The sequence below is a fragment of the Pseudoalteromonas neustonica genome, assembly GCF_001653135.1.
GTDB lineage: Bacteria > Pseudomonadota > Gammaproteobacteria > Enterobacterales > Alteromonadaceae > Pseudoalteromonas > Pseudoalteromonas neustonica.
The window spans coordinates 39761-58269 of record NZ_BDDS01000008.1 but is presented as its reverse complement, the minus strand read 5'-3'; the positions used below and the strand labels follow the sequence as shown (position 1 = coordinate 58269).

13 protein-coding genes are annotated in these 18509 nt (G+C 37.8%); 9 read left to right on the top strand and 4 right to left on the bottom strand.

All coding sequences use genetic code 11. The features are described 5' to 3' along the window. The first annotated feature begins 56 nt into the window (after nt 1-56). From A7967_RS13085 to radD, 4 genes are all read left to right on the top strand, one after another. Nucleotides 57-2687, top strand: coding sequence for a TonB-dependent receptor plug domain-containing protein (locus tag A7967_RS13085; RefSeq protein ID WP_054205458.1), 2631 nt, complete (start codon nt 57-59; stop codon nt 2685-2687). Between the two features lie 860 nt (nt 2688-3547). After that, nucleotides 3548-5584, top strand: coding sequence for a response regulator (locus A7967_RS13080; protein WP_054205457.1), 2037 nt, complete (start codon nt 3548-3550; stop codon nt 5582-5584). 96 nt (nt 5585-5680) lie between these two features. Then, on the top strand, nt 5681-5983 hold the full coding sequence (locus tag A7967_RS13075) for an H-NS family nucleoid-associated regulatory protein (RefSeq protein WP_054205456.1): 303 nt from the start codon (nt 5681-5683) through the stop codon (nt 5981-5983). A 65-nt stretch (nt 5984-6048) separates the two neighbouring features. Beyond that, nucleotides 6049-7806 (top strand): DNA repair helicase RadD, encoded by a 1758-nt coding sequence (gene radD / locus A7967_RS13070; protein ID WP_054205455.1) that lies wholly within the window; start codon nt 6049-6051, stop codon nt 7804-7806. A 71-nt stretch (nt 7807-7877) separates the two neighbouring features. Here radD and A7967_RS13065 read toward each other — a convergent pair whose 3' ends face one another. After that, entirely contained in the window at nt 7878-8210 is a 333-nt protein-coding gene (locus A7967_RS13065; protein WP_054205454.1) for a ribonuclease E inhibitor RraB, read from the bottom strand. A gap of 161 nt (nt 8211-8371) precedes the next feature. Between A7967_RS13065 and A7967_RS13060 the strand changes: the two genes are divergently transcribed. The 4 genes from A7967_RS13060 to A7967_RS13045 are packed head-to-tail and all read left to right on the top strand — an operon-like array spanning nt 8372 to nt 15521. Next, entirely contained in the window at nt 8372-10102 is a 1731-nt protein-coding gene (locus A7967_RS13060; protein ID WP_082355655.1) for an autotransporter assembly complex protein TamA, read from the top strand. Beyond that, nucleotides 10102-13776, top strand: a complete 3675-nt coding sequence (gene tamB / locus A7967_RS13055) for an autotransporter assembly complex protein TamB (protein WP_054205453.1) — start codon at nt 10102-10104, stop codon at nt 13774-13776. Before A7967_RS13060 ends, tamB begins: the two co-directional genes overlap by 1 nt. Nucleotides 13777-13785: 9 nt before the next feature. Beyond that, nucleotides 13786-14613 carry a transporter substrate-binding domain-containing protein gene (locus tag A7967_RS13050; RefSeq protein ID WP_054205452.1) on the top strand — a complete coding sequence of 276 codons (828 nt, stop codon included), beginning with the start codon at nt 13786-13788 and terminating at the stop codon, nt 14611-14613. Nucleotides 14614-14648: 35 nt separating this feature from the next. Continuing rightward, complete coding sequence (locus A7967_RS13045) at nt 14649-15521, top strand: peptidylprolyl isomerase (RefSeq protein ID WP_082355656.1); 873 nt, start codon at nt 14649-14651, stop codon at nt 15519-15521. Nucleotides 15522-15626: 105 nt separating this feature from the next. Here the strand turns inward: A7967_RS13045 and queF are convergent, their stop codons facing one another. Further along, nucleotides 15627-16472: an NADPH-dependent 7-cyano-7-deazaguanine reductase QueF gene (gene queF / locus A7967_RS13040; protein WP_054205451.1), complete on the bottom strand. Its 846-nt coding sequence runs from the start codon at nt 16470-16472 to the stop codon at nt 15627-15629. Between the two features lie 59 nt (nt 16473-16531). Here queF and syd point away from each other — a divergent pair, with 59 nt between their 5' ends. Continuing rightward, entirely contained in the window at nt 16532-17071 is a 540-nt protein-coding gene (gene syd / locus A7967_RS13035; RefSeq protein ID WP_054205450.1) for a SecY-interacting protein, read from the top strand. Nucleotides 17072-17189: 118 nt separating this feature from the next. Here syd and A7967_RS13030 read toward each other — a convergent pair whose 3' ends face one another. Beyond that, entirely contained in the window at nt 17190-17963 is a 774-nt protein-coding gene (locus tag A7967_RS13030; RefSeq protein WP_054205449.1) for a Zn-ribbon-containing protein, read from the bottom strand. Between the two features lie 14 nt (nt 17964-17977). Continuing rightward, complete coding sequence (locus A7967_RS13025) at nt 17978-18244, bottom strand: hypothetical protein (RefSeq protein WP_054205448.1); 267 nt, start codon at nt 18242-18244, stop codon at nt 17978-17980. Nucleotides 18245-18509 lie beyond the last annotated feature (265 nt).

Below are 18509 nucleotides of genomic sequence, written 5' to 3'. Positions count from 1 at the left end.
TTTTGTTTGAATTTTATACTAATAATCATATGAAAAATATGACCAGGGAGAATCAAATGTTAAATAGTAAAGTTTCAAAGGCAGTTCGTATTGCGATCGCTTTTGGTGCTGCTTCAACAGCGGCATTTTCTGCAAGTTCGTTTGCAGCTGAAGATGAAAGTGTAGAAAAAGTTGAACGTATTCAAGTTACTGGCTCACGTATCAAGCGTACTGATCTTGAAGGTACAAGTCCTGTATTTTCTATCTCTCGCAGTGATATTGATGCATCAGGTGAGTTATCTGTTGCAGATGTATTAAGAGACACAAATTTCAACTCATTCGGTTCTTTCTCAGAATCTTCAGGTTTTGGTAGTGGTGCTCAGGGTACTGCAACTGTTTCATTACGCGGCATGGGTTCAGGTCGTACTTTAGTGCTTGTTGATGGTAAGCGTCTAGCTCCATCACCTGGTTCATCTGGCTCGACAGTTGATTTGAATACAATTCCATTTGCTGCGATTGAGCGTATGGATCTAGTAACTGATGGTGCATCAGCTATATATGGTTCTGACGCGGTAGGTGGTGTTATCAACATCATTCTTCGTAAAGACTTTGAAGGTTTTAATGTAACTGCTCAGGCTCAAAGACCTTCAAATGAAGGTGGCGATCAAGAGTCTGTATCTTTCACATTCGGTACATCAAACGAGAAAGGTAATATCATCATGAGCTTAGAGCATGATGTTAAAGACATCATCTATACTCGTGACAGAGATTATTTATCAGCTAACATCGCTGATAACTTTGAAGACTCGACTGGCGTAAGTATGAGTGCTCGTAATATTGAGTACACTGTTAAGAATGCTGCTGGAGAATTCCGTACAGAATACCGCCCGGCACAACTTGCAGGCGTTAGCTTATGTGATGACCGTTTTGTTGGTGTAATGCCACATGGTGGTGAGAGATATCCTGACTCTACAGTATGTCCATTCGATCATACTAAATTTTCAGCACAAACATCTAAACTTGAACGTACCAATCTATATACATTTGGTCGTTATAGCCTAACGGATGATATTGAACTTTCAATTTCATCATTAGCGACACGTAAAGCATCATTTGGACGTTTTGCTCCAGCCGCTGGTTCATTTAATGTAACAGGTACAGATCTTGCTGCAGATAGTATCCAACTAGCCGCAGGTGATGAAGTTACTGCTGCAAAAGCTAATTGGCGTTTTGCTGATAACGGTAATCGCGATGGCCGTACAGAAGAGTTAATGATTGACTTTAAAATTGGTCTCGACGGTATTACCGATTGGGGTAACTGGACTACAGGTTTCCAACGTAACCTTAACCGTATTAACCAACATGGTTCTGGCTATGTTAACAAGATTTTTGCAGAGCAATTTGCTAAAGAAGGTACTTTAACAGACCCGACTTCAATTGCTTTAATGCAGCATACAATCATCATTGATAATAAATCAGACTACACAAGCGCGTTTGCTGGTGTTGGTTTCGATAGCTTAGCTGAATTACCTGGTGGTGATTTAGGCTTATATATTCATGGTGAATTTATGAGCACAAACTTTAAGCGCACAGTTGATCCTCTAAGTGATGCTAATGCGGTTATTGGTTCGGCTGGTGGTTCAACTATCGGTGATAGAATAAGTAGAGCAGTAGCTGTTGAAGCTTCATTACCTGTGCTTGATAATTTAGATATTACTTTAGCTGCACGTTATGATAGTTACTCTGATTTCGGTTCAAAAGTGTCACCTCAAATCGGTGTGAAGTATGACTTCATGGAAGGTTGGGCTGTACGTTCTAGCTGGGGCAAAGGTTTTGCTGCACCGACATTTGGCGCATTATTCACAAAGAGTCAAGGTTTCCCATGGACTTATGTTGAAGGTGAAGGTTGGTCTCAAATTGAACAAAATTCAATTGGTAATAAAGACCTTGAAGCAGAAGAATCAGAAACATTCAATATTGGTTTGATTGGTGAAATTACTGATGGCGTTTCATTCACACTTGATTACTACAGTATTAAACTTGAGAATGAAGTAACATCTTACGATCGTTATAGAATCTTAGATGATATTGAAGACGGAAATGTTCCACCGGCACCAAATGGCGTAGAGTTTAATGCGTCAGGTTCACCAGAACGTTTCTTCGTCAGCTATGTAAATGATGGTCAAACAAAACAGACAGGTCTTGATTTTAATATCAACAGTCGTTTTGAGACTGATTTAGGTACATTCTCAGCTAAATTAGCTTATAGCCACATTTTTGAGTACTTGTCACCATATAATGGCGATGCAAATAACCTAGTAGACCTGATTGGTTTAAGAGACCGTCCTCAAGATCGTTGGACTGCAACATTTGGTTATAATATCTCAGATCATAACGTAACATTAGTTGCAAAATATATTGACTCACAGCTAAATGACTCTGAGTATAATGCAGATTGTAAGTGTTACACTGTAGATCCTGATGCTAGCGATACTGATAATGTTGCGACTTATGTAGATTCACATACAGAACTAGATCTATCATATGCTTACAATGTTAGCGATGATCTTAAAGTTTCTGTAGGTGTTCGTAACCTAACAGACGAAACACCTGAGTTCCAAGATCCAATCACACAGTCAAAATTCAGTGCTGATGTATATAGCATTCAAGGCCGTGTAGCTTATGCAGGCTTTAACTTTAACTTCTAATATTTTTAGATACTAAAGTTTAATTATATAATGGTTTGCTTGCTCTTTAATTAAAGCAAGCAAACCTTTTTATTAATATCCATTTATTTTTGACACTTCAAGTTAAGTAATAACATTAATTTATTCATAGCTTTATAATTACTCCCCCCCTTTTTTTGTTGATTTAAGTTGGTAAGTATTTTCTTAGCAAGAAAAATAACATTAGATACATTTATCTTTTTTACATATTATATTAGGCGTAATAAATTTTACTATCCTAAGTTAACCTAGCAAGTTACAACTATTTATTGATGAAACTAGATTTTCTTTATCCAAAAATACTAACGTTGTAAAAAATAGAATGCGTTTTTAGTTTATCGCTATATTTAATAGAATAGCCGATATTGCTAAGCGTCTTAAGTACTGTTGAATTAAGGGGTGAGTTCAAACTACGTTAAAAACCCTAGTGGGTTTTATTAATAAGCTCATAAAAAGTGCTTCAGCTGAGTTTACCCCCTTGCAACTGACGCGTACCTCATTATAAAAAATCATAAAGCACATGCGGAGGTGTTAGCGAGAAATATAAGGATATTCACTTGAGATTCAATTAAACACGAATAATCTCAAAGGAAAAACTTATGCATTAAGTAACCTTAAACAGCTTAACTAATATAAAGTGTGATGAGTCCACAGTTCTTAATCTTGAAGACACTGGTGTTTAGATAATTGTCTGTAATTACAAAGAAATACATGACTGAACGCCTTTATGATCTCAATTATGTATATCTAAATAAATTATTATTTCATTTAAATAAGATTTGAGTGCTAGGATTGTTAAAGGTATTTCAATTACGACTTCTTTTATAATATAAGTGACTTTAATGATTTTTAGTTTTTTACTAATATTGACCACCGCTGTGACCACTTACCTTATAGTTAAAAAAATAACGGTGAGAAAACTTCTATCTAGCAGTCAACATGAAGACCATAAGCAATTAACTCAGCTCAATAATACGCAAAAAATGATAGATGATATGCCGCTGATGATAGTTGTTGAAGATAAATATCATCAACGTTTAATGTGGAATGAGTCTTTTGAGAATGCATTTAGTAAGCAATGGGATGAAAATAATCGAGCTTATAATACTAACTCTTTAATTGCTGATGTTTTTATTACACAGAATAATGAGGTATTACACTCTCAAGTTTGCCGCGAATATAACATTCAGCTTATTGATAATAATAGTAAGTTGGTAAATATATTTTATGTAAAGCAACCATACCTTGATTTAGAGGGAGGTGTAACAGGAGTGATGACCTTAATAACACAGGTTTCTGAAGTTGAAGAAGCGTTTACTCAAAATGATCTCATTCATCAGTATTTACCTCAACTAGTTGAAAATATACCTGGTGGATTTTGTCAACTTGAATACTTTAATAACGCAGAGGGGAGGTTTACTTATCTTTCTCTAGGAGCCCAAAAAATATTAGGGCTCGCTGACGACTATATTAATCATCGAGGTGTTGTTGGGTGCATTTCACCATCGATTGTTGATCAAGACCGTGTAACAATTGCTAAAGCGTTTAAAGAAGGCGCGAGCAAGGGAGAAAATATCGATTGCCAGTTTCGTTATAAATCTAAGAATGAAATCCGTCGATGCCGTTTTATTGCAATTGTAAACCCTCAGTCACTACCTGAAGATGAAGGGGCTTCATGGCATGCAATACTATTTGATATCACAGAAAAATTACAACGGAAAAACAATGTAAATCTGAATAAAAATAAAGCTATTGATGAAAAAGGTGACCTATGGCACGTATTTTTAGATGATGAAAAATTAATTAATTTACTAGATATGTGCCAGGTTAGTTATCAACAACGAAATATAAAAGACTTTAAAGACGAATTTAAAAAGCCGGTATTTATTATAGTCTGTGAAGATGATTTAGATGTTTATTTAGGCTGTGATAAAGTAAGGAAATTAGCTGAATTTTCTGGTCGAATAATTGTAATTACTAAAAATAAAGATGATATTTATCATTTGCAAAATAATTTAATTAAAATATCTTATGAATCAATCAATGTAGTGACACTTAAAGAAGCATTTAAAATGCTTGCTCAGGGTATACAGAAAAAGAATAAAAAAGATCTTCCACGAAAACTCAGTGGCAATATTTTAGTTGCAGAGGATAATCAAGTTAATCAGTTATTAATACAAAAACAGTTCGAAAGTTTTGGTTTAAAAGTAACACTTGCAGATAACGGAAAGACCGCGTTTGAATTACTAAATACTGAACCATTCCAAATGGTAATCACTGATTGCAATATGCCGATTTTAGATGGCTTTCAATTAACCTCAAAAATTAGACAGCACCGCGACGTTGCAGTGAAGTGTATTCCAATAATTGGGATGACCGCAGATGATTCAAAAGAGATAATTAATAAAGCGCTTACAGGTGGAATGGACTGTGTGATATTTAAGCCCTATTCACTAGCTCAACTGTACGAAACGCTTGTTGAATATCTACCACCATACGTATTATTAAACAGCCGTGAGGAACAGCTTAAAGACTCTCTCAGTGACGAGGTTTCATTGTCGCACTGGGTAACGGTATTTGGCAATAAGCAAGATGCACTTGCGATGGCACATGTTTTCCATGATACGTTGAAAAAGGATCTCATTGATTTAAACCATGCGTGTGCGATAAACGATGCCAAACAATATGAAAAAGTACTCCATCGAATAAAAGGCTCAATAGTGATGGTTAAAATAAAAACACTTGCGAGTAAGATAAAGGCATGTGAAATACAGCTAGCTGAAGAAGGTATTACTAAAAACAATAAATCTGTAACATTAATAAGTGAATTAACGATATTAAATAACATGGTTGCTAGTTGGTTAGACAAAGTGGATTAAATACTGGGTTCATCTTGGCCTAATATATAAAATAAGCTTATAATTTAATTGAATCATCTATCTAATTTTATAACTTAACAATTTAGTGAGTAAAAAATGAAAGAAGTTAAAGCATTTATTAAATCAGCTAGCCTTATTGAGCTAGAAAAAGCACAAGCATTACTAGGTGCTGCAATAGCAAAACATACTGAGCAACAACAAGCAAAACAAGACGTACTAGACCTGTTAAAAGAAAAAGGTTTAACTCTTGAGGATTTGCAAGATATCGTTGGCGATAAGCGTACCAAAGTCTTACCGAAGTACCGTATTGAACATGAAGGTAAAATAGTTGAGTGGACCGGTAGAGGTAAGCGTCCTAAAGCATTTCAAGATGTTGATTTAACCAAACACCTAGCTTAATGTTTTGGGAGGCCGAGTGCCTCCCATATTAGTTTTCTTTCTTATTCATTAGTTGCAGTCATTAAATGAGTTATGTATTAAGGCCTTACCAACAAGAGGCTGTTGCACGTACTGTTGCCTTTTTTAGAAAGACAGATTCTCCTGCTTTAATTGTTCTCCCCACTGGTGCAGGCAAAAGTTTAGTCATTGCCGAGCTTGCTCGTATTGCTAAACAGAAAATACTCGTATTAGCGCATGTAAAAGAACTCGTTGAACAGAATGCGCAAAAGTATGAAAGCTTTGGCCTAGCAGCGAGTGTTTTTTCTGCTGGGTTAAAACAAAAATCCTTATCTGAGCAAGTTACTTTTGCAAGTATCCAATCGCTTTCTCGTAATTTAAATCAACTCAATGAACATTATTCATTAGTAATTATTGATGAATGTCACCGAGTCAGTGGTGATGATAAAAGCCAATATGCTAAAGTAATTGATGCGTTAAAACGTCATAATGCAAAGTTAAAAATATTAGGCTTAACCGCGACTCCTTATCGCTTGGGGATCGGGTGGGTATATCATCGTCATTACCATGGTTTTGTGCGAGGGAATGCTGAGAGTCCATTTAAAGAGTGCATTTTTGAATTGCCGCTTCGTTACATGATTAAACACCAATTTTTAACACCACCGAAAGAGCTTGATGCGGCAATCAGTCATTATGATTTTTCGTCGTTATCGAGCAATGCATTTGGTCAATATAGTCAGCAAGATTTAAATCAATTATTGCAAGCGAATACTCGCGCTACACAAACGATCTGTGAAGATATAGTAAAACACAGTGAAAACCGTGAAGGTGTCATGATTTTTGCTGCGACGGTTCGCCATGCGCAAGAAGTTGTTGGTTATTTACATGGACAAAGCTGTGCACTGATCACGGGAGATACCGGTCATAGTGAGCGAGATAAAATAATTGCAAAATTTAAGCAAAGACAATTGAAATTTTTAGTGAATGTGTCAGTGCTTACTACTGGTTTTGATGCCCCCCACGTTGACTTTATTGCTATTTTAAGGCCCACTGAATCGGTTAGCCTTTATCAGCAAATAGTTGGGAGGGGGCTGCGTTTATCATCAGGGAAAAGTGATTGCTTAGTTATTGATTATGCGGGTAATGGCTTTGATCTTTTTCATCCTGAAGTTGGCAGTAAAAAAGGTAATAGTGATAATGAGCCTGTGCAGGTACTTTGTCCTGGGTGTGGGTTTGCTAATATTTTTTGGGGCAAAATAGACGGCGCAGGAAAAGTCATTGAACATTTTGGTCGTCGCTGTAAAGGCTTGCTTGAAGATGAACATGGCTATAAAGAGCAATGCGATTATCGGTTTCGTTTTAAGGAATGCGACAACTGTGGAACACAAAATGATATTGCTGCCAGAGAATGCCATTCTTGCCATGCTATAATGGCAGATCCTGATGACAAGCTGCGAGCAGCACTGAACTTAAAAGATGCGCTAGTACTGCGTTGCAGTGGCTTAAGCGTATCTACTTTGGTAAACCATACGCAGATTATTAAGCTAACTTACTTTGACGAAGATGGTGCAAGTTGCGATGAAATATATGATTTTTCAAAACCGGGGGCGCGCTACATTTTTAATAAGCAATTTGGTAAACGTACTAATAATGGGCAAACACCGGTTGATTATAAACTGGCCGAACAAGTCATCGAAAATGAAACATTATTGGTAGCGCCCGATTTTGTGATTGCCCGAAAAAGTAAAAAATATGGCTGGAAAGTCGCAGATAAATTGTTTGATTATCAAGGCAGCTTTAGAAAAGCGAATCAGTTAAGTCGTTAATTCACTTAACTGATTTTATGACCGATCTAAGTTTACACTTGGAGGGGGTTATTCGTAATTATACTAACGTACTAATCATTACCATCCATTAATCCCCAACCATCCCCATAACCTTTATAGCCATTGGCGATACTTTCTAAATACTGCTCTGTTTGGCCTAGTAGAGTGTGATCTGGCACCATTTCAACTTGTGTAATTACTTCCCAAATACCCGTGTCTTCACACTGTACTAATTCGGTTGCAGGGGCGAGCTCATCTTCAGCTATGGCTGTGGCGAATGTTTCAGCATCGCTCTTTTGTTCAAATAAAATATAAAAATCAATTTTGTGCATGCGTGCTAAATCAATACCAGCAGCCGCTATTTCTGTTAAAAGTTGGCCATTGTCATCATCAGGAAAGTGCATTTAAAAACCCAGTAAAAATAATTCAAATTAGTTAGTGCCATTGTAACTAAAATTAAGCGCTTTAGCGTACTAATTTTCACATTTGAGTTACTGCGCCCAAGCATATCGATATGTTACTATTTCAACCTTGATGGTTGATTGTTTTTAAGTAGGGGTATTACTTGCCGATTCGGATCGTAACACGCATTGTTTTTATTGTTTGTTTTTGTATAACTACACATATTTTTGCGGCTTCATTAGTCGTTAATGATTATGAAATAAATGGGATCAATGGTGATCTTAAGAATAATGTAGCGCTTTATTTAAAGCAGTTAGAGGGCGAAAAGGCTAATCGTGCGCTGCTTAACCATGCAAAAAAACAAGTTGAGCGAAGCCTAAGAGCGCTTGGGTACTATAAGCCTGCGGTTAAATTAAACTTTGACCACGGGTCACAAAAACTCATTGCAACTATTGAGCGTGGCCCTGTTACTCGTATAAGTAATGTTAATATCACAATAAATGGAGCGGGTAGAACAGACCGCTTACTTGCAAGTACGATTGAAAGTATAAAAATAAAACAAGGCGATATTTTAAATCATAGCGATTACGATACTGCGCGTAAAACTCTAGAAGCACAACTTCTCGAACTTGGTTATTTTGATATGAAATGGCAAGCGCATAAACTCGCTATCTCGTTAAAAAGTAATAGTGCTGACGTCGTGCTAACAATCGATACCGGTGAGCGTTATCAATTTGGCGATCTGATAATTACAAAAAACACGCCTGCAGAAAAATACATTCGTTCACTTGCAAAATTTTCTCAAGGGGGCAGCTATAAAGCAACCAAGGTTGCAGATTATAACTTAGCCCTTTCAAGTACGCCATATTTTACCAGTGTCCGGGTTTATGCTGATATTGCTAACCGTGCAAATAACCAAGTGCCAATTAATGTGGATGTGTTACACAAACCAGCGAATAGTTATGAAATTGGTGGTGGCTTTAATACGGATTTTGGGCCTAAAGTTCGGTTTAAATGGTCAAAACCATGGATCACTGACGATGGCCATTTTTTAGAGAGCAATTTAAACCTTTCAGCAAAACAGCAAGACATATCTTTTAGTTATACGGTGCCGGTTGATGATCCTAATGATGATCTTTGGCGTTTTTCTGCGGGCTATAAATTAGAAGATGAAGTGACTGAAGACATCTACAGTAGGATTTTGACTGGTCAATTACAAAGGCAGTGGCTAACAGAGGATGATTGGGTACGTACAGTATTTCTTCGTCGAGATCATGAAACTTACCGAATTGGTGACGAACAGCAACAAAACTCAAAAATGTTTATGCCGGGTATTAGTTACGCAAAAAAAGAGACAAAAGGTGGAACAACACCTTATTGGGGTGAGCAATGGCTGGTATCAGCAGAGTTTGCGCTTGAGGATGTGTTGTCTACAACGAATATCGCTAGGGTGCAATTTCAAACTGCATGGTTACGTACTTACCTTAACAAACACCTTGTATATTTACGGGCAAATGTAGGGGCAATGCTTGTGGATGATATTAATAATGTACCCTTGTCGTTACGTTTTTTTGCTGGTGGCGATCAAAGCGTACGTGGTTTTTCATATCAATCAATATCACCAGAAGATGAAGAAGGGCGCTTGATTGGCGCCAAGTACTTACTCTCAAGCACCGTGGAATATAATTATCAATTTGCACAAAACTGGCGTGTAGCCTTATTTGTTGATAGCGGTACAGCTACGAATGACTTTTCTGATCGGGTAGAAGTGGGGGCTGGATTTGGTTTTCGTTATTTAACGCCAGTAGGGCCAATTCGAATTGACCACGCATGGGGACTTACGAAAGAAAGTAAAAGTACGCGTTTAAGTATTACTATAGGGCCAGAAATTTAATGTCAATTACGAAAAAAGTTACAGCCGTCTTAACCGCTCTTTTATGCACTCTTGTTGCAGTGGTTTTTTGTTTGCTTTTTACCGCGCCAGGTAACCAGTTAATTGCATATAGTGCAAACAACATGGTGGATGGATTAAAGATAGATATTAAAAAAGGTCGATTTTTATACAATGACCCATTCGATGTTAAATTTAAAAATGAAAGTATAGATTTCACAGCCAAGCAACTAAAACTGGATTTATACTGGTGGCGTTGTGAGGGGTTATGCATTGAAAATATCAGCGCGCAAACTATCAATGTTTCTTTAGCCGCAAGTACAGAGCCATTACCAAAAATCTCAGAAGACGTGCAGCTCGAGCAAAGCAACACCATTGAGCTACCCATTGATATTTACGTGAAGAGAATAGCTGTTCCTACATTTACATTAAAACACCCAAGTGCTGATGTAACGGTTAATAACTTTATATTGGCAGCTTCGGCGGCACAATCAACTGTTGTGTTAAATAACCTTAGTGTGGCGAAAGTAAAGGTTATATTAAAATCAGTGGAGCCAACACCCAGCGAACCTTTAGTTGCACTTGCAGCACTGCCGGATATTCACTTTACTTCAGCGTTGAATATGGTCGTTGAGCGGTTTGATGTGAGCAATGTCAATATTGTTCAAGAACAAAGCAGTCATGATATTAATAATATTAATGGAGCATTTTCAATTGATGGTCCACGTATTGAATTAACGTCTTTAAGTGCTGATTATTTACAGTGGCAACTCGCGAGTCAGTTAAATGCAACATTAACCGAAAAGACACCTATAACGGCTACAATTAGCCTAGATCATCCCGCACACCATATTGCATTGGATGTATCTGGCGATTTGCATAGTTTAGCACTGGATATACAAACTCAGGGTGAATACCCATTGAACGCACAGCTTGAAGCTGATTTAAAAACGGAGAACTTTCCATTTTCAATCAATGCAAGTATCCAACAATGGCTGCTTGATGTGGAACATAACACGTTAAAGATTAATGATGTGCAATTATCTGGTAAGGGTAACGCTGATGACTACGCTATTAATTTAATTGCACAAAGCCAATTGGCCGCCTATCCAAAAGTACAAATCAAGTCAGTTTTAAAAGGGGGGCTAACCCATATCAAAGTTGATGATTTAGCCCTGCTTGCAAATGATAGTAAAGCAACCATGACTGCATCAGCAAGCTGGAACGACGGCATTAAAGGACAGTTTACTGGCTATCTTAAAAACTTAAAGGCACAGTATCTTACTGATACGCTCACGAGTGATGTATCAGGGCAATTAAAAGGGGCATTTAATATAGAGCAAGAAAACTGGCAGTTGGTGATGAATGATACACAGCTCACTGGCACCTTGAATGATATGGCATTTACCTTTGCATCTGACTTTGACATAAATAACTCACTCCATGCCCGAATCAATAAGTTTGAACTCTCTAGCGGCGAAAACACATTGGCCTTAAGTGGCGATGTGACAAAGCGATGGAATATTAAAGGGAAACTTCACTTAAATAATACGATCCCAGATAAATTACCAATCACAGGGGTGGGCGATGGTAGCTTAGTGATCGCTGGAGAGCGTTTAGAACCGATTGTTAATTTAAACATTGCAATGCGTGATTTAAATTTTTCAGACATAGCAATAGAGCAGTTAGTTTTAAAAACAGATTTTAATTACGCTGCTGATTGGCAAACTAATGCAAGTTTAAAGGTTGAAAACGCCAATGTGTTGGGGCATAAAATTCAAACCTTAGCGATAAATGCCGCGGGTGATAAAACTGACCACCAACTCCAACTTGATCTAGATGCTTTGCAAGGGAAGGCGCAGTTTGAACTTGCTGGAAAATTCATAAATAAAGAATGGCAGGGTAATTTAAAGGATGTGCTATTAACCGATAATGTTCTACGCTTTCGTGCTAAACCTGCTATTGCAATTAATATTAATACCGACAATGGTGATTTTTTAGTAAAGCAGCACTGTTGGCAAAGTGAAAATAGTAAATTATGTATTGATGAGTTAAATCAAAAAAATCAACAAGGTAAACTAAGTGCGAAGTTGGTTAACTTTGATTTATCACAGATCAAATATTTATTACCAGAGAATGTAATTACACAAGGTGACTTGAATGGTCATATTAACGCTAACTGGCAAGGGCGTGAATTAAGCGCCTTAACAGCCACGATCAATTCTCATGATTTAGTAACTACATTGATCAATGAAGAAAACCGTTATCGTCTACCGCTAGAGACATTCACCATAAACGCAATTGCGGATGCACAGACTGCGCAGTTTAATGCACGTTTAAACTCAAGTGTGATTGGCAACATTAATGCAGACTTACAGGTAACCGATTTAACAGACGCGCAAAATATGTCGGGAACGTTAGATATCGATAAAGTCTTACTCACTGATTTACAGCCACTTATTGGGACGCTTGAACAGTTAAAAGGTGCTATTAGTGGTCAAGTTGCAATCGCTGGGACGACAAACTCACCGTTATTAAGTGGAGAGCTTGATGTAACTGGGGTTAATTTACAGGGGGAACAGCTACCTGTTTCGTTAGTTGATTCAAATGTAAATATAGCATTTGATAAAACGACTGCTGTGTTAAAAGGAAAATTAAAGGATGGTGATGGCGGCTCACTTGATTTAACGGGTGATATTGATTGGCAAGGAGAAAAACCAGCGGTTAATTTAAGTGTATTAGGCAAGCAATTTTATGTCCGCGCGCAGCAAGGTGTGTTATTTAAAGTATCGCCGGATTTAAAAATTAGCTTGGCAGATGATACTTTTAAACTAGCAGGTCAAGTTGTTGTACCCTATGGGCGTATAAAGATCGAAGAGTTACCCGAAGGGGCTGTGCAAGTTAGTGATGATGAAATAATTGTAGATAAGCAAGTTGAGCAAGCCGATGTTGTGCCCTTCAATTATGATATAAACTTGAAGTTGATTGTTGAAAATGATGTGCGGATTGATTCATTTGGCCTAGAATCAAAAATAGAAGGGGACTTAGCAATTAGTTTAAATCAACAAACGCCAATGATAGCAACGGGTGAGTTGAACTTACGCCAAGGCACTTATCGAACATTTGGCCAAGATTTGATCATTCGAACAGGGCAAATTGGTTTTAGCGGTTCGATTGAAAAGCCTTATCTTAATATTAAGGCAATACGTCATCCTGAAAACACAGCTAATGGCGTAATCGCAGGTGTGACGTTAACAGGGAATGTAGAGCATCCTTCTTTAAAGGTTTTCTCGGAACCTGCAATGGATCAAGCGCAATCATTAGCGTATCTACTAAATGGTCAGCCATTGGATGAAGGCAACAGCTCATCAGATGCAATGTTAGCTCAACTTTTGCTTTCACAAGGTGTAAGCCGAAGCGAAGGGGTTGTATCTAAAGTTGGTGAAAGTTTTGGTTTTTCTGATGTTAGCTTAAGCTCTAAAGGCAGTGGAGATAACACTAAAGTTGAAATATCGGGGTATTTAGCACCCGATATTAAAGTTAAATACAGTGTTGGGATTTTTGACTCATTAAGTGAGGTTGCAATGCGTTATCAACTAATGTCACAGTTATATATTGAAATTACGAGCAATATAAACCAGAACGTTGATATTCTTTATAAATTTGACTGGGAGTAAAAAGGCGCGATGCTAAAGCTGGTACTAGTATGCTTACTATTTACATTTAATGTTAGATCGAATACTGAGCAAACAGTGCGCTTTTCTGCGGGAAGCCATCCGTATCCGATTGAATTATTAAAGCTAGCATTGGGCAAGTCAGAAATAAAGATGTTACCTGAAGAGATCGGTAGTATTCCTACACAAACACGTGCAATACGTTTATTAGGTGAAAAAAATGGTATCGACGTATTTTGGGGCGCAACAAGTTCAACGTGGGAAAAGCAAGCAAAGGCAATTTTAATCCCGATAGATAAAGGGTTACTTGGTTATCGTATCCCTTTAGTTAATATTAAAGATAAAGAATTATTTGCTAATGTAACTCACTCAGGGCAATTACGAACTTTTCTATTTGGTTTGAGAGAAGACTGGCCAGATACCGCAATTTTTATTAATAACGAGTTACACACGCAAATTTATGGTCAAGGTGCAGATCCTATTGAAATGCTAAAAGCGAGGCGAATCGACGCATTACCTTATGATATTTTTGATTTAGCACAAAATTATGGTGATGATATTGTTCATGACAAATATATAGCAATACGTTACCCATCAGCGCTTTACTTTTTTGTTGCGAATAAAGATGCCATTTTATATGAGCAAATTAAATCGGGCTTATTAGCAGCGATTGCCGATGGATCCTTTGATGAGTTATTTAATCGTTATTTTGCTAAAACTATCGAACTGGCAGATCTGAAAAACCGCCGAATTATTGAACTTGCAAATCCTTTACTCCCGCTAAGTGCACCAATTCACCAACCACATTTTTGGCTTGATAAAAAAGCGTTAACCAAATAATGTAGCACCACAAAAAATAAAATAAGTTGTGGGATATGTTGAAAAAATCATGCTTAGCTGCAGTTGCACTAATACTAAGTCAAACCAGTGTTGCGAAAACAGCTGCGCAGCCAACAGCGAGTAGTGTTATAAACAGCGCCAGCGCACAAGAGTGGCGAATAGTTGATGCTGACAATATACTAAAAATCACGTTACCAACGGGATCTGCATATATCGAGCTCAACCCCTTACTTGCTCCTAAACATGCTGAGAATATAAAGCAACTTGCGCGTGATGGATTTTATAAAGGGCTAAGTGTTTATCGTTTTGTAGAAGGCTTTGTTGCGCAAGGTGGTGATGCAAGCGGTAAAAAAGCAATAAAAAATGCAAGCAAATCACTCCCTGCAGAATTTTACCTTACTACAGCAACGGCACTTAACATAACTGAACTTGATATCACCGATGGCTATGCGCCGCTAACCGGTTTTTTAAAAGGATTTGCTGTTGCGCAAAATGAGGCTCAAACACAAACTTGGCAAGTGCACTGTAATGGTGTATTCGCGATGGCTCGTGATAACAACATTAACAGTGGTGGAACAGAGTTTTATGTCACTATCGGTCATGGGCCGCGCTATTTAGATAGAAACATTACTGTGTTTGGACGCGTTCTTGAAGGAATGGAACACTTTAATCGTTTATCTCGAACACCAATAGAAGGTGAACTCTTTAACCCAATTGCAGATATACACGTTTTAGCTGACATTGCAAAACACGATACAAGTCAATTTAAAGTGTTAAAAACGGATTCGAATGCCTTTAAGTCACTTATTAAAGCGCGCCAAAATCGCAGTGAAGAATGGTTTGTTGAAACCCCAGATTATGTTGACGTATGTGGTATGCCAATTCCGACAAAACGATTGAAGAGCTAATTGAGGACACTAAACCCCGAACTAGCTCGGGGTTTAGGTTCTTGAATTCAAGTATTAAGTGCAATCATTATGCAGCCACCAGAACTTCTGATTGCCCCGTAAACATTACTGTCGGTTTATTTTCACTGCAAACGGCACATTATCGTGAGAAGTTGAGCGATATGGATTGATATCAAGACCTCCACGGCGTGTATAGCGAGCATACACTTCAAGTTCAGTGATGTTTAATTGCGCCATTAAATCACAATATATCCGCTCTACGCATTGCTCATGAAACTCATTGTGGGTTCGAAACGAAATCAAATAACGCAGCAAAGATTCTTTACATACTTGCTCACCAGTATAACGAATAATAATACTTGCCCAATCGGGTTGCGAAGTAATTAAGCAATTAGACTTAAGTAAATGGCTGTGCAATGTTTCACTCACCGTATTAGTGGAGGCTGGTTTAAGAGAATATGCATCCAAATGATAACTATCGATTTGAATATCTAACTCATCAATACATTCACCAGGTAATGGTGTGCACGGTAAGCAATTATAATCATTAGGGCTATACAAAACGACATCGATAGGCATTGAAACGCCAGCAGATAAATCGGCAATTAAAATAGCTTTTACGTCTTCAATCGAATCAAAGCGCGTTTGATTAAAGCTATTTAAATATAGTTTAAAAGACTTTGATTCAATGATATGACTGCTTTGACAAGGAAATATAAAGCTTGCGACTGCAACGACGGGTTTACCTTTAGTATTTAACCAAGAAAGCTCATATCCGGTCCAAATATCTTGGCCTTTAAATGGGAGAGCAGCTTCATTTATATCAAGTGCATCACGATTAAGTTTACGTGCAATAGGAAACAATAAACTAGGTGTGTAGGTATCTACATATTCTGTTGATTGGCCAAGTACACTGTCTTTTAATTCAGGTGAGTTGCTGTAATCTGTCATGTTAGCTCTTTTGTAGTTACAATAGCGCTATTATACCTAAAGCTTATGAGTTTCGCAGTATGTCTATCACCTCACAATTAGAGCAACTTCACCAATGTTTTGCTAAACGACAGTTAGAGCAGACGCAATTATTACCACGCATTGAACACGATAGTGATTGGCCAAGTCCGTGCGAGGTTGGTACTGCTGATGCAAAAGGGTTGATCCAATGGCAAGCGGTATGTCGTAGCCCCAAAGGCTCTTTAACTGATTTAGCTAATGCGCTTGATGTTAAATTTCCAGATGCGCTGAATGAGTATTATGGAACGTTTTTCGCGGGATGCATTACTGCAAAAATAGACGAACACGAAGTAGAGCTACTGCAAGCGTGGAGTATTGAAGATTTTGATCTACTTCAGCAAAATATTACCGGGCATGTATTGATGAAGCGCAAGCTTAAGCAAGACCCAACTGTATTTATAGGCTTAACAGATCAAGAGGATTTACTCGTCTCAGTGTTAATTACGACGGGTGAAGTATGCTTAGAATATGTAGGTAAAAAGCCACATCATATATTGGCTCCTAACCTAGCTGCATTTATTGAAGCACTTGTAGTTTAAAGTATAGATATTCGCGGAGTTAGATTTACTCCGCATTGTTTATACCCAAGCCACCTCAATATGTGAATTATGCATCTTGAGGTGGCTTGGGTATATTCGACTTTCAATGACCCTAATGTTATTGAAAATCCCACGATATATTAGAGACTAATCCACACGGCTCACATTTAAAATCAAATAAACCAAACCATGACTCAGGTAATTTCCAATCGCTGTTACAGCTAGGGCATTTACGCGCAAGTTCAGATGCTTTATCTGTGCCACCGACACGATATAAATAATAATACACTGGTTTTTTAGTTAAACAGGTGACCCGTTTTGCTATGTCTTTACCACGACGAGAAAGGTCGCTATCCAGATTTGATATTTCATCCAATGCAGGAAACTCACAGCGTGTTGCACCATTAATTTGAATTTGGTCACAGGCTTGCCAATCTTCTTGCCACTTGATTAGTGTTTTATAATCTCCGTTAGCAATAGCGGGGATCTTAAACAAGGGGACAGGTAAAAAATCATCACCACAATACAGCGGGCTACAAGTGTGAACATAGGTCGTGTATAAAATATAACTCGATGGCTCATGGCATTCATCAGCGCCATTAGAGTGGATATCTTGGCCTATCACTTTTACTTTTGGTGCAAGCAAGCCTGCGGCGTGTAATTTATCAATACTGTGTTTTACAAACGGACTATTATTGAGTGGATGCATTGCATCATTAGTAGGGCACATCACGCGCGTTATGAAATAACCGTCTTTTAAAACGGTTGGAAACTCTTCCCCCATTATTTGACCGTTAAAACGAAGTGCATTTACTAAGCGATTAATTGCTTGCTCAGCATTTTCAAGGGTCGTATCTTGGTAACAATCAAACGTTAAATCAACAACAAACATGGTGGGGTCTCAAATTATTTATTTTCTAGTAATGCCAGTAATCGGTCGAGCTTTGCTTCAAGGCGATCAAGTTGACTTGAATTATTTACAGCCTCTACTTTTTGTTGAGGTTGTTTTGCTAAATTATGAATAGACTCAGGGTTGTTTTTATATTGACTCACCGCAGCAATAATAACGGGTAAAGGGATCGTTTGTGTCAGTTTGCTTTTTGTCAAAGCAACAGTCGGGGTTTTTCCTTCATCTAGAAGGGCTTTAATCGCATCAAAAACAACAGCATTCATTCGGTTTATAAACTCTTTAAATAGGGCGTTACACAGTGCTGTGTAATACCGGACTATAATAACAGTAAGTTGGCTCTAGCCAAACAATTTACTGTTGGCGTAAACGTACATTTAGCTCATCAACCACTTCGCTCCAGTGAGCGTTTTGTTCTAAAGGTGTCGTCATAAAATAGTGGTGTGCTTCTTCCTAAAGTCGCTTTTGTAATGATATGTAGTGCCGTATCGTATTTATATCATACTCCTTGATGGTTACGTTAAACCAGTG

Excerpts from the sequence above, each read along its gene's own strand:
- A7967_RS13085 (WP_054205458.1), top strand. The coding sequence starts at position 57 with ATGTTAAATAGTAAAGTTTCAAAGGCAGTTCGTATTGCGATCGCTTTT.
- A7967_RS13080 (WP_054205457.1), top strand. The coding sequence starts at position 3,548 with ATGATTTTTAGTTTTTTACTAATATTGACCACCGCTGTGACCACTTAC.
- A7967_RS13075 (WP_054205456.1), top strand. The coding sequence starts at position 5,681 with ATGAAAGAAGTTAAAGCATTTATTAAATCAGCTAGCCTTATTGAGCTA.
- radD (WP_054205455.1), top strand. The coding sequence starts at position 6,049 with ATGAGTTATGTATTAAGGCCTTACCAACAAGAGGCTGTTGCACGTACT.
- A7967_RS13065 (WP_054205454.1), bottom strand. The coding sequence starts at position 8,210 with ATGCACTTTCCTGATGATGACAATGGCCAACTTTTAACAGAAATAGCG.
- tamB (WP_054205453.1), top strand. The coding sequence starts at position 10,102 with ATGTCAATTACGAAAAAAGTTACAGCCGTCTTAACCGCTCTTTTATGC.
- A7967_RS13050 (WP_054205452.1), top strand. The coding sequence starts at position 13,786 with ATGCTAAAGCTGGTACTAGTATGCTTACTATTTACATTTAATGTTAGA.
- A7967_RS13045 (WP_082355656.1), top strand. The coding sequence starts at position 14,649 with ATGTTGAAAAAATCATGCTTAGCTGCAGTTGCACTAATACTAAGTCAA.
- queF (WP_054205451.1), bottom strand. The coding sequence starts at position 16,472 with ATGACAGATTACAGCAACTCACCTGAATTAAAAGACAGTGTACTTGGC.
- syd (WP_054205450.1), top strand. The coding sequence starts at position 16,532 with ATGTCTATCACCTCACAATTAGAGCAACTTCACCAATGTTTTGCTAAA.
- A7967_RS13030 (WP_054205449.1), bottom strand. The coding sequence starts at position 17,963 with ATGTTTGTTGTTGATTTAACGTTTGATTGTTACCAAGATACGACCCTT.
- A7967_RS13025 (WP_054205448.1), bottom strand. The coding sequence starts at position 18,244 with ATGAATGCTGTTGTTTTTGATGCGATTAAAGCCCTTCTAGATGAAGGA.